The sequence below is a fragment of the Citreimonas sp. genome, from assembly GCF_042096055.1.
In the GTDB taxonomy this organism is placed as follows: Bacteria; Pseudomonadota; Alphaproteobacteria; order Rhodobacterales; family Rhodobacteraceae; genus Citreimonas.
Window position 1 is genome coordinate 21,726 of the sequence record NZ_JBELMH010000035.1, and the last position, 11,529, is coordinate 33,254.

The 11,529-nt window shown below is 71.0% G+C and carries 10 protein-coding genes and 1 pseudogene; 7 read left to right on the forward strand and 4 right to left on the reverse strand.

The window, feature by feature from the left end; genetic code table 11:
• Positions 1–6: 6 nt before the first annotated feature.
• Positions 7–408: a VOC family protein gene (locus ACFDTC_RS09725; RefSeq protein WP_375258683.1), complete on the forward strand. Its 402-nt coding sequence runs from the start codon at positions 7–9 to the stop codon at positions 406–408.
• On the opposite strand, the gene ACFDTC_RS09730 is transcribed toward ACFDTC_RS09725, so the two are convergent.
• The 4 genes from ACFDTC_RS09730 to ACFDTC_RS09745 form a co-directional block, all read right to left on the reverse strand.
• On the reverse strand, positions 393–1,112 hold the full coding sequence (locus tag ACFDTC_RS09730; protein ID WP_375258684.1) for a Crp/Fnr family transcriptional regulator: 720 nt from the start codon (positions 1,110–1,112) through the stop codon (positions 393–395). The genes ACFDTC_RS09725 and ACFDTC_RS09730 overlap by 16 nt on opposite strands.
• 289 nt (positions 1,113–1,401) lie before the next feature.
• Positions 1,402–3,297: a propionyl-CoA synthetase gene (locus ACFDTC_RS09735; protein WP_375258685.1), complete on the reverse strand. Its 1,896-nt coding sequence runs from the start codon at positions 3,295–3,297 to the stop codon at positions 1,402–1,404.
• 357 nt (positions 3,298–3,654) lie between these two features.
• On the reverse strand, positions 3,655–5,934 hold the full coding sequence (locus tag ACFDTC_RS09740) for an NADP-dependent malic enzyme (RefSeq protein ID WP_375258686.1): 2,280 nt from the start codon (positions 5,932–5,934) through the stop codon (positions 3,655–3,657).
• A gap of 168 nt (positions 5,935–6,102) precedes the next feature.
• Positions 6,103–6,309, reverse strand: coding sequence for a DUF3072 domain-containing protein (locus tag ACFDTC_RS09745; protein WP_375258687.1), 207 nt, complete (start codon positions 6,307–6,309; stop codon positions 6,103–6,105).
• Between the two features lie 110 nt (positions 6,310–6,419).
• Between ACFDTC_RS09745 and ACFDTC_RS09750 the strand changes: the two genes are divergently transcribed.
• The 6 genes and pseudogenes from ACFDTC_RS09750 to ACFDTC_RS09775 form a co-directional block, all read left to right on the forward strand.
• Entirely contained in the window at positions 6,420–6,812 is a 393-nt protein-coding gene (locus ACFDTC_RS09750) for a cytidine deaminase (protein ID WP_375258688.1), read from the forward strand.
• The gene (locus tag ACFDTC_RS09755) at positions 6,809–8,104 is read left to right on the forward strand and encodes a thymidine phosphorylase (protein WP_375258689.1); all 1,296 of its coding nucleotides are present in this window, start codon (positions 6,809–6,811) and stop codon (positions 8,102–8,104) included. Before ACFDTC_RS09750 ends, ACFDTC_RS09755 begins: the two co-directional genes overlap by 4 nt.
• Entirely contained in the window at positions 8,101–9,303 is a 1,203-nt protein-coding gene (locus tag ACFDTC_RS09760; protein WP_375258690.1) for a phosphopentomutase, read from the forward strand. Before ACFDTC_RS09755 ends, ACFDTC_RS09760 begins: the two co-directional genes overlap by 4 nt.
• A gap of 69 nt (positions 9,304–9,372) precedes the next feature.
• A complete protein-coding gene (locus ACFDTC_RS09765; RefSeq protein WP_375258691.1) occupies positions 9,373–10,404 on the forward strand; it encodes an adenosine deaminase in 1,032 nt (343 codons plus the stop codon).
• Entirely contained in the window at positions 10,401–11,033 is a 633-nt protein-coding gene (gene upp, locus ACFDTC_RS09770) for a uracil phosphoribosyltransferase (protein ID WP_375258692.1), read from the forward strand. Before ACFDTC_RS09765 ends, upp begins: the two co-directional genes overlap by 4 nt.
• A 77-nt stretch (positions 11,034–11,110) precedes the next feature.
• Positions 11,111–11,529 (forward strand): annotated as a pseudogene (locus ACFDTC_RS09775) (SPOR domain-containing protein); the annotation flags it as partial.

Consider the following 11,529-nt stretch of genomic DNA (forward strand, 5'->3'; position numbering starts at 1 on the left):
GCGCACATGGACCTGCTGGGCCTGCACCACGTGGCGATCATCTGCGGCGACTATGCGCGCAGTCGCGCCTTCTACACCGAGACGCTGGGCCTGCCGGTGATCGCCGAGACGTACCGCGCCTCGCGCGACAGCTGGAAGCTGGACCTGGCGCTGCCGGACGGCGCGCGGCTGGAGCTGTTCAGCTTTCCCGGCGCGCCTGAGCGCCCCTCGCGCCCCGAGGCGCAGGGCCTGCGGCACCTGGCCTTCGCCGTGGCGGATGTCGAGGCCGCCAGCGCCGCGCTGCTTGCCAAGGGCGTCGCGGTCGAACCGATTCGCACCGACTCGCTGACCGACCGGCGGTTCACCTTCTTCGCCGACCCGGACGGCCTGCCGTTGGAGCTGTACGAGGCGGATCAGCCCGCGGGGTAGGCGAGCGAATCGAGGCCATCGGGGTCCAGCAGGACGAAGGCCGCGCCGTCGCGCCTGAGGATGCCCTCGGCCTCCCACCGGCGCAGGTGGCGGTTCACCGTCTCGCGCGCGACGCCGCACATGTCGCCCAGATCGCTTTGCGAAAAGCCGGCGTCCAGCCGGATCGCGCCGCCGTCGACCGGCTTGCCCCAGTCCGCGAACAGCCGGGCGAGGCAGCGGGCGAGGCGCGGCGCGGCCTCGAGCGTGGCTCGGTCGGTCGCGGCCTCGCTGGTCAGCCGCAGGCGGGCGCAGAGCGCCTCGATCACCGCGCGGGCGGCCTGGGGGCGCGATTCGAGGAACTGCAGCAGGCGGCCGCGGTCCAGCAGCCGCCCCGTCACGTCCACCGCGGCCGTCGCGTTGGCCCGGCGCGGCCGTCCGTCCAGCGCGGCCATCTCGCCGACAGCCGAGCCGGGGCCCAGCTGCGCCAGGATCCGGCGGCGGCCGTCGGCGAGGCTGACGCTGATCTCGACGCGGCCCGAATCGATGATCAGGACGGTGCGGCCCTCGGCCCCTTCGGTGAAGAACGTGTGGCCCGCGCTGTAGCGCACCGGCCGGGCCAGCGCGCAGAGCGCCCGCGCGTCGGGGCGCGACAGCGCTCCGAGCAGAAGGCCCCCGTGGCCGGGGTCCGGGCGAGTGTGCGTCGCGCGTCCCGGCCGATCCGTCATCCTGGAACTCGCACGCCAGAAAAGCCTTGCGGTGTGATCGGTGTCACAGCGTGGTAACGTATTCGTGCCATGATCGGAAGCGTGAGGTGGCCGGGGCATCACGCAAGTCTTTCACAGTACCTTTTTTAACCCGCCGCCTCCGTTGCGTGACGAGTACCCTTGCGCCGCTTTTTCAGGCGTCTTCACGCATCCGGCGAGGCATGGATGGCGCGCCGGGTGCGCATCCGGCACCGGCCGGGACCTGCGCTCTCATCCCCTTTGACGTCAGTCCCGGCCGGTGGCGGAGTATTTAGCCCCGTTGCGGATAGCCCAGCCCCGCCAGCGCGGAGCGAATCTCGTCCAGGATGGCGGGGTCGTCGATCGTCGCGGGTGTCTTCACGTCGTCTCCGTCGGCGATCTGCACCATCGTGCGGCGCAGGATCTTGCCCGAGCGCGTCTTGGGCAGCCGGTCGACCACCGCGCACAGCTTGAACGCCGCGACCGGGCCGATCTTCTCGCGCACGAGGCCCACGCATTCGCGCGCGATCTCATCGTGCGGGCGGTTCACGCCCTTGGTCAGGCAGACGAATCCCATCGGAAGCTGGCCCTTGAGCGGGTCGGCCACGCCGATCACGGCGCATTCGGCCACGTCCGGATGGGCGGCGAGCACTTCCTCCATCCCGCCGGTCGACAGGCGGTGGCCGGCGACGTTGATGACGTCGTCGGTGCGCGCCATGATATAAAGGTAGCCGTCTTCGTCGATCAGGCCCGCATCGCCGGTCTCGTAGTAGCCCGGGAAGCGCGACAGGTACGCCTTGCGAAAGCGGTCCTCGGCGTTCCAGAGCGTGGGCAGGGCGCCCGGCGGCAGCGGCAGTTTCACCGCGATGGCGCCCAGCGTGCCCGCGGGCAGGGGCTGGCCGTCCTCGCCCAGGATGCGCACGTCCCAGCCCGGCATCGGCACCGAGGGGCTGCCGATCTTGACCGGCAGCTTCTCGATCCCCGCGGGCATGGCGACGATGGGCCAGCCGGTTTCGGTCTGCCACCAATGGTCGTAGACCGGCTTGCCGGTGACGCCCTGCGCCCATTCGATCGTGTCCGGGTCGGCGCGCTCGCCCGCCAGGTAGATCGCCCGCAGCCCCGAGATGTCGTGGCCGGCCAGATGCGCGGCCTTCGGGTCCTCGCGCTTCACGGCGCGGAAGGCGGTGGGCGCGGTGAAGAAGGACTTCACGTCGTGCTCGGCGATGATGCGCCAGATGGTGCCGGCGTCGGGCGTGCCGATGGGCTTGCCCTCGAACACGATCGAGGTGTTGCCGTGGATCAGCGGCGCGTAGGCGATGTAGCTGTGGCCGACGACCCAGCCCACGTCCGACGCGGCCCAGAAGACCTCGCCCGGGCGGACGTCGTAGATGTTGTGCATCGTCCAGTTCAGCGCCACGAGGTGCCCGGCGGTGGGGCGGACCACGCCCTTGGGCGCGCCGGTCGTGCCGCTGGTGTAGAGGATGTAGGCCGGATGCGTGCCCTCGACCGGGACGCACCCGGCCGGTTCGGCCGCGGCGCAGGCGGCGTGCCAGTCGACGTCGCGGCCATCTTGCAGCGTGGCCTGCGCCTGGTCGCGCTGCAGCACGATGCAGAAGTCGGGCTTGTGCCGCGCCTGCTCGATCGCGGCGTCGATCAGCGGCTTGTATTCGACGACGCGCCCCGGCTCGATCCCGCAGCTCGCGGCGAGGATCGCCTTGGGACGCGCGTCGTCGATGCGCACGGCCAGCTCGTTGCTGGCGAAGCCGCCGAACACGACCGAGTGGATCGCGCCCAGCCGCGCGCAGGCGAGCATCGCCTCGACCGCCTCGGGGACCATGGGCATGTAGATGATGACGCGGTCGCCCTTGTCGATGCCGCGGGCGCGCAGCGCGCCGGCGAGGCGCGCGACGTTGTCCTGTAGTTCGGCGTAGGTGACCGTGCGCTGGGTGCCGGTGATCGGGCTGTCGTGGATCAGCGCGGCCTGGTCGCCGCGGCCGGCCTTCACGTGGCGGTCGACGGCGTTCCAGCAGGTGTTGACGCGCGCATCGGCGAACCATTCGTAGCGGTCGTCGCTTCGGTCGAACAGCGCGCGCGTGGGCGCGGTGTCCCAGTCGATCGCCTGCGCCTGCTCCATCCACCAGGCTTCGGGGTCGGCCTTCCAGGCGTCGTAGACCTCGCGGTAACCCATGCTTTTCCTCCCTCTCGATCCTCCGGGTACCGGGATAGGCGGCAAGGGGCGGGGGCGGCAAGCGTGATAGCGCAGGACAGCCGGAATGCCGCGCCGGCGCCCTTCCTCGCGCGGCGCGAATTCGACATGCGCCGCGTCGAAAACCGGCAAGCGGGGCGCCCGCGCGGGCGTAGGCTGAAGGGGTGGGCGGCAATCCCGCCGCCCCGAACGGAGCACGCGCCGAAATGGCCGACACCAAGAAGAAGCCCGCCAAGGAAGCCGGCGGCAAGCCGAAGAAGTAACCCGTGCGCCGCCGCGGTGCGTCCCAGGGGCGGCCGCGGCGGCATCCGGCTCGCTCAGCCGGAACGGATCGCCGGGTCAGCCGTACTGCGCCACCGGCGTGCCCGCGATGGCGGCCATGTTCAGAAGGCCGCGCGCAGTGATCGAGGGCGTCACGATGTGGGCGCGGTTGCCCATGCCCATGAGGATCGGACCGACCTCGAGCCCCCCGGCCTTCATCTTGAGGATGTTGCGCGTGGCGCTGGCCGCGTCGGCGTGGCCGAAGATCAGCACGTTGGCCGCACCCTTCATCCGGTTGTCGGGCAGCAGGCGGGCGCGCAGTTCGGGGTCGAGGGCGGCGTCGACGTTCATCTCGCCCTCGTAGCAGAAGTCGCGGGGCTGTGCGTCGAGCAGCGCGATCGCGTCGCGCAGGCGCTGGCCCGAGCCCTCGGCCTGGTTGCCGAACTGCGATTGCGAGCACATGGCGATGTTGGGCGTGATGCCGAAGCGCTTGACGTGCCGGGCGGCCGCTATCGCTGTCTCGGCCAGCTGCTCGGGGCTGGGACGGGTGTGGACATGCGTGTCGGCGATGAACAGCGGCCCGTCTTCCAGGATCATCAGCGACAGCGCGCCGTGCGGGCGCAGCGCGCCGCGGCCCAGGACCTGCGTGACGTAGTTCAGGTGCCAGCGGAATTCGCCGAACGTGCCGCAGATCAGGCTGTCGGCCTCGTCGCGGTGGACCATGACGGCGCCGATGGCGGTGCTGTTGGTCCGCATGATCGCGCGGGCGAGGTCGGGCGTCACCCCGCGCCGCGCCATCAGGTGATGGTAGCTTTCCCAGTAGTCGCGGTAGCGCGGGTCGTTTTCGGGGTTCACGATATTGAAGTCGCGGTCGGGCCGGATTTCCAGGCCCATGCGCTCGCACCGCATCTCGATCACTTCCGGGCGGCCGATCAGGATCGGCGTCTCGGTGGTTTCTTCCAGGATCGCCTGGGCGGCGCGCAGCACGCGTTCGTCCTCGCCCTCGGCGAAGACGATGCGGCGCGACGCGGTGGCGGCGGCCTCGAAGACCGGGCGCATCAGCAGCGCGGATTTGAAGACGCTCGCATCCAGCTTGCGCTTGTACTCGGCCACGTCCTCCAGCGGGCGCACGGCGACGCCGGTTTCCATCGCGGCCTTGGCCACGGCGGTGGCGACGACCCCCGACAGGCGCGGGTCGAAGGCCTTGGGGATCAGGTAGTCGGGGCCGAAGGTCAGCTGCTCGCCGCGATAGGCGGCGGCGGCCTCGGCGCTGGTGGTGGCGCGGGCCAGTGCCGCGATCCCCTCGACGCAGGCGATCTGCATCTCGTCGTTGATCTCGGTCGCGCCGACGTCGAGCGCGCCGCGGAAGATGAACGGGAAGCACAGGACGTTGTTGACCTGGTTCGGGAAGTCGCTGCGCCCGGTGGCGATGATCGCGTCCGGTGCCACGGCGCGGGCGGCGTCGGGCATGATCTCGGGGTTGGGGTTGGCGAGCGCGAAGATGATCGGGCGCGCGGCCATGCGCTGGACGTGCTCGGGCTTGAGCACATTGGGCCCCGACAGGCCCAGGAACAGGTCGGCGCCGTCGATGACGTCGTCGAGCGTGCGCTTGTCCGACGCCTGCGCGAACGCCGCCTTGTGCGGGTTCATGTCGACCTCGCGCCCCTCGTAGACCAGGCCGTGGATGTCGCACAGCCACACGTTCTCGCGCTTGACGCCCAGCTTGAGCAGCATGTTGAGGCACGCGATGCCCGCCGCCCCGCCGCCGGTCGAGACGACCTTGACGTCCTCGAAGCGTTTCTCGGCCAGCAGCAACGCGTTGGTGGCGGCGGCCGAGACGACGATCGCCGTGCCGTGTTGGTCGTCGTGGAAGACGGGGATGTTCATCCGCTCCCGGCAGATCTTCTCCACCACGAAACAGTCGGGCGCCTTGATGTCCTCGAGGTTGATCGCGCCAAAGGTCGGCTCGAGCGCGCAGACGATGTCGGCCAGCTTCTCGGGGTCGCTCTCGTTCAGCTCGATGTCGAAGCAGTCGATGTTGGCGAACTTCTTGAAGAGCACCGCCTTGCCCTCCATCACCGGCTTCGAGGCCAGCGCGCCGATATTGCCGAGGCCCAGCACGGCGGTGCCATTCGACACCACCGCGACGAGGTTGCCGCGTGCGGTGTAGCGGGCGGCGTTGAGCGGGTCGTCGCGGATTTCCAGGCACGCCTCGGCCACGCCGGGGGAATAGGCGCGGCTGAGATCGCGGCCGTTCGCCAGCGGCTTGGTCGCGCGGATCTCGAGCTTACCGGGCTTGGGGAACTCGTGGTAATCGAGCGCCGCCTGGCGCGGGGCGTCGCTGGGCGAATCGGACATGCGCGGACCCTTCCGGCTATCGTTGACATCTGAACGATCCGGCGACGCCGGAAAACCTGCCGCGCGGGTAGCAGGTTTCGCAAGCGCTTGTAAATCACGTCAGGTCAAGCGGAAGGCGCGTAGCGCAACGCCGTGGTGCGGCGACGCGAGGGTCTTTTAGTGGGCGCCTCAGTCGGCCAGTTCCTCAAGATAGGCCAGCCGGCGCGACGCCTGGTATTTCGTCAGCGAGGCATCGAACGGCTCGCCCGTGCGCTCGCACAGATCGCGCAGCCGGGCGGCCTGCTTTTCGGTCATCGGCTCTTCGTCACGGCCGGCGACGTCTTCCTCGGCGTTCACGCCGAGGGTCTTGGTCGTCATCGTGTCGGACAGTTTCATGGCACGTCTCCTTCACCTCGAAAACGCCTCTGGTTGCGGCGCGGTTCCGTGTTGCAATCGGCGCGGCGGCCTTCCAGATTGAGACTCCGTTCACGCCGACAGGAGCTTCCATGTCCCTCAAGGATGCCGCGCGCGCCGTGCGCGAAAATGCCTATGTGCCCTATTCGCGCTTCAAGGTCGGCGCCGCGATCCGGACGCCGTCGGGTGCCGTGCATGTCGGCTGCAACGTCGAGAACGTGGCCTACCCCGAGGGCACCTGCGCCGAGGCCGGCGCCATCGCCGCCATGTGCGCCGCCGGCGAGACGCGGATCAGCGAGGCCTACGTGGTGGCCGACGCGCCGTCGCCCGTGCCGCCCTGCGGCGGGTGCCGGCAGAAGCTGGCCGAATTCGCCGACGCCGACGTGAAGATCACCTTGGCCACGATGGACGGCACCGAGAAGGTCATGACCGTGGCCGAGCTGCTGCCGGGCGCCTTCGCCCGCGACCACATGGACCGCGCATGACCGACGCCCGCAGCGTCATCGCCGCCCTGCGCCGGGGCGACGCGCCCATGCCCGAGGCGCTGTCCTGGTTCGCGCGCGGTCTGGCCGACGGCAGCGTCAGCGACGCGCAGGCCGGGGCCTTCGCCATGGGCGTGTGCCTGCGCGGCCTGCCCGAGGCGGGGCGCGTGGCACTGACGCGCGCGATGCGCGACAGCGGGCACGTGCTGCACTGGGACCTGGACGGGCCGGTGGTGGACAAGCATTCCACGGGCGGGATCGGCGACTGCACCTCGCTGGTCCTTGCGCCCGCGCTGGCGGCCTGCGGCGCCTATGTGCCGATGATCTCGGGGCGCGGGCTCGGGCATACCGGCGGCACGCTGGACAAGCTCGACGCGATCCCGGGCTACGCGACGGCGGCGGACGAGGCGCGCTTTCGCCGGGTGGTCGCGGATGCGGGCTGCGCCATCGTCGGCGCGTCGGCGGACATCGCGCCGGCGGACCGACGGCTTTACGCGGTGCGCGACGTCACCGCGACGGTCGAAAGCCTGGACCTGATCTGTTCGTCGATCCTGTCGAAGAAGCTGGCGGCGGGGCTGCAGGCGCTGGTGCTCGACGTCAAGGTCGGCTCGGGCGCGTTCATGAAGACCGCCGCCGATGCGCGCGCGCTGGCCCGCGCCATGGTCGACACCGCCAACGCCGCGGGCTGCGCCACCGCCGTGCTGATGACCCGCATGGACGAGCCGCTGGCGCCGAGCCTCGGCAACGCGCTCGAGGTCGATGCGGCGATGCGCGTGCTGACCGGGGCCGAGACCGGGCCGCTTCATGACTTGTCCGTCGCGCTGGGCGCCGAGGCGCTGGACCGCGCGGGCATCGCGGACGGCGCGGCGAAGCTGCGCGAGGCCATCGCCTCGGGCGCGGCGGCGGAACGCTTCGCGCGCATGGTCTACGGGCTGGGCGGGCCCAAGGGCTTCGTCGAGGACTGGACCCGCTTCCTGCCCGAGGCGACGGTGATCGAGGAAGTGCCCGCGCCCGAATCGGGCGTCGTCACCGCCATCGACGGCGAGGCGCTGGGGCTGGCCGTCGTGCGGCTGGGCGGCGGGCGGCAGGTCGAAAGCGACCGCATCGATCCGGCTGTGGGCCTGTCGGACGTGGTGCGCCTGGGCACGCGCGTTGAGAAGGGCCAGCCGCTGGCGAAGGTCCACGCCGCGCGCGAGGGCCAGGCGCAGGAGGCCGCGCGCGCCGTGGCCGCCGCCGTCACGCTGGGGGACAAGGCGCCGAAATCCGGCCCGCTGGTGATCGAGAGGGTCGCATGACACGCGCCTTCCTGGTGGTGATGGATTCCGTCGGCATCGGCGGCGCCCCGGACGCGGACGCGTATTTCAGCGGCGGCGTGCCCGACACCGGCGCCGACACGCTGGGCCACATCGCGCAGGCCTGCGCCGAGGGGCAAGCCGATACCGGCCGGCAGGGGCCGCTGCGCGTGCCGACCCTCGCCCGGCTGGGCCTGTTCCACGCGCACGCGCAGGCGATTGGCGCGCCGCAGCCCGACCGCCCGGCCGAGGGGCTGTGGGCGGCGGCGACCGAGACCTCGGCCGGCAAGGACACGCCGTCGGGCCACTGGGAGCTGGCCGGGCTGCCCGTGCCGTGGGAATGGCACTACTTCCCCGAGACCGTGCCCGCCTTCCCGCCCGACATCACCCGCGCCGTCTGCGACATCGCCGGCTGCGACGGCATCCTTGGCGATTGCCACGGCTCGGGCACCGACATGATCGACCGCTTTGGCGCCGAGCATATCCGCACGGGCCGGCCGATCTGCTACACCTCGGCCGACAGCGTGTTCCAGATCGCCGCGCACGAAGAGGCGTTCGGCCTCGACCGGCTTCTGGACCTGTGCGAACGCGTCGCGCCCCGGCTGCACGCGATGCGCGTCGGCCGCGTGATCGCGCGGCCCTTCGTGAGCGAGCCGGGCCGCTTCCGCCGCACGGCGAACCGCCGCGACTATGCCATCGCCCCGCCCAAGCCGATCCTGACCAACTGGGTGCAGGAGGCGGGTCAGCCCGTGCATGCGGTGGGCAAGATCGGCGACATCTTCTCGATGAGCGGCATCGACACGCTGCGCAAGGGCGACGACGCCGCGCTGATGGGCCACCTGTCGGACCTGCTGGACACGGCCGGGGACGGATCGCTGGTCTTCGCCAACTTCGTCGAGTTCGACAGCCTTTTCGGCCACCGCCGCGACGTCGCGGGCTATGCGCGGCAGCTGGAATGGTTCGACGCGGAACTGGGCCGGCTGCTGGCAAAGCTGCGCGACGGCGACCTGATGGTGATCACCGCCGACCACGGCAACGACCCCACCTGGGCCGGCACAGACCACACGCGCGAGCGCGTGCCGGTGCTGATGGCCGGGCGCGGCGCCGGCGGCCTGGGCGACATGGCCTTCGCGGACGTGGCCGCGTCGGTCGCGGCGCATCTGGGCGTGCCGGGGCGCGGGCCGGGCGTGTCGGCGCTGTAGGCGGCGCGATCCTATGGCGCATCGGGCCGGGCGATGCTATCCGCCCCGAAACGCCGACAGGACCGCCGCATGAGACATCCCGACGACCGACCGCCGCTGGACGACGAGGCGCTCGACCGCATCGCCCGCCTGCCCAAGGCCGAACTGCACACCCATTTCGAGGGCGCCGCCCCGCCCGCGTTCATCCGGGGGCTGGCGAAGAAGCGCCACGTCGACCTGTCGGGCATCTTCCGGCCCGACGGATCCTATGCCTACCGCGACTTCGTGCATTTCCTGTCGGTCTACGAGGCCGCCACGTCGGTGCTGAAGGCGCCCGAGGATTTCGGCCGGCTCTGCACCGCCTTCCTCGAGGAAAGCGCCGCCAACGACGTGGTCTATACCGAGACGTTCCTGTCGCCCGATTTCTGCGGCGGCGGCGACGTGTCCGCGTGGCGCGAATACCTGCACGCTATCCGCGAGGCGGCCGAGGCGGCCGAGCGCGACATGGGCGTCACCCTGCGCGGCATCGTCACCTGCATCCGCCATTTCGGCCCCGACCAGGCCAGGCGCGCGGCGGCTTGCGCGGCCGAGACCACCGACGACTGGCTGACCGGCTTCGGCATGGGCGGGGACGAGAACAAAGGCAAGCAGGGTGATTTCGCCTACGCCTTCGACATGGCGCGCGAGGCCGGGCTGCGGTTGACCACCCATGCCGGCGAATGGCGCGGGCCTGCGGAAGTGCGCGACGCGCTGGCGCTGGGGGTCGAGCGCCTCGGCCACGGCGTGCGCGCGTCCGAGGACCCCGCGCTGGTCGAGGAACTGGCCGAACGCGGCATCACGCTCGAGGTCTGCCCCGGCTCGAACGTGTTCCTGGGCGTCTACGACACGCTGTCGAAGCACCCGATCGACACGCTGCGCGACAAGGGCGTCAACGTCACGGTGTCCACCGACGACCCGCCGTTCTTCCACACCACCATGCGCCGCGAATACGTCAACCTCGCCCGCACCTTCCACTGGGAAGAGGCGGTGTTCACCGACCTCAACCGCACCGCGATGGCGGCGGCGTTCTGCGACGACGCCACGCGCGACACGATCCTCAAGAAACTGGAGCCCGCAGCATGACCCGGCACCTGACCATCGTCGACCACCCGCTGGTGCAGCACAAGCTGTCCATCATGCGCGACAAGACCACCTCGACCGCGTCGTTCCGGCAGCTGCTGCGCGAGATCAGCCACCTTCTGGCCTACGAAGTCACGCGCGACCTGCCGATGACGACCGAGATGATCGAGACGCCCATGTGCGAGATGGAAGCGCCGATGATCGAGGGCAAGAAACTGGCCCTGATCTCGATCCTGCGGGCGGGCAACGGTTTGCTCGACGGCATCCTCGACCTGATCCCGGCGGCGCGCGTCGGCTTCGTCGGCCTCTACCGCGACGAGCAGACGCTGCAGCCGGTGCAGTACTACTTCAAGGTGCCCGAGAACCTCGGCGACCGGCTGTCGATCGTCGTCGACCCGATGCTGGCGACGGGCAATTCCTCGGCCGCCGCGGTCGACCTGCTGAAGCAGGCGGGCGCGCGCGACATCATCTTCCTGTGCCTGCTGGCCGCGCCCGAGGGCGTCGCGCGGATGCGCGAGGCGCACCCCGACGTGCCGATCGTGACCGCCGCGCTGGACGAGAAGCTGAACGACCGCGGCTACATCCTGCCGGGCCTCGGCGATGCGGGCGACCGGATGTTCGGCACGCAGTAGGAACCGCTGGCCGCGCGGAATCTTTACAAGATGGCGGGGATGGGCCACCGTTCCCGCACAAGGGAAAGGGTCGCGCCATGCCGTTCACGTCGCTACGAAGCCTCGCGCTGATCGCCGCCGCGTGCGGCGCCGTCGCGGTCCCGGCCGGGGCGCAGCAGGCGTTCATCGCCGAACCCGCGAACCTGCCGCCCGACAGCTTCACCGGAGACCAGTTCGTCGACAGCCGCGGCTGCATCTTCGTGCGCGCGGGCTTCGACGGGACGACCACCTGGGTGCCGCGCGTCACCCGCTCGCGCGAGCCGATCTGCGGGCAGGCGCCGACCTTCGCGGCCGTGGCCGACTCGGCGCCGCAACCCGAAGCGGTCGCGGAGCCGCCGGTGACGGTCGAGGCCGGGGCGTCGGTATCGCCGCCCGCCGCGCTGCGGGCCGAAGCCGAAGTCGCGCCGCCGCCGCGCACCCGCGCGCAGACCGCCCGGCCGCAGGCGGCGGTGCCGCC

Excerpts from the sequence above, each read along its gene's own strand:
- ACFDTC_RS09750 (WP_375258688.1), top strand. The coding sequence starts at position 6,420 with ATGTCCCTCAAGGATGCCGCGCGCGCCGTGCGCGAAAATGCCTATGTG.
- ACFDTC_RS09740 (WP_375258686.1), bottom strand. The coding sequence starts at position 5,934 with ATGTCCGATTCGCCCAGCGACGCCCCGCGCCAGGCGGCGCTCGATTAC.
- ACFDTC_RS09735 (WP_375258685.1), bottom strand. The coding sequence starts at position 3,297 with ATGGGTTACCGCGAGGTCTACGACGCCTGGAAGGCCGACCCCGAAGCC.
- ACFDTC_RS09745 (WP_375258687.1), bottom strand. The coding sequence starts at position 6,309 with ATGAAACTGTCCGACACGATGACGACCAAGACCCTCGGCGTGAACGCC.
- ACFDTC_RS09755 (WP_375258689.1), top strand. The coding sequence starts at position 6,809 with ATGACCGACGCCCGCAGCGTCATCGCCGCCCTGCGCCGGGGCGACGCG.
- ACFDTC_RS09765 (WP_375258691.1), top strand. The coding sequence starts at position 9,373 with ATGAGACATCCCGACGACCGACCGCCGCTGGACGACGAGGCGCTCGAC.
- ACFDTC_RS09760 (WP_375258690.1), top strand. The coding sequence starts at position 8,101 with ATGACACGCGCCTTCCTGGTGGTGATGGATTCCGTCGGCATCGGCGGC.
- ACFDTC_RS09725 (WP_375258683.1), top strand. The coding sequence starts at position 7 with ATGGACCTGCTGGGCCTGCACCACGTGGCGATCATCTGCGGCGACTAT.
- ACFDTC_RS09730 (WP_375258684.1), bottom strand. The coding sequence starts at position 1,112 with ATGACGGATCGGCCGGGACGCGCGACGCACACTCGCCCGGACCCCGGC.
- upp (WP_375258692.1), top strand. The coding sequence starts at position 10,401 with ATGACCCGGCACCTGACCATCGTCGACCACCCGCTGGTGCAGCACAAG.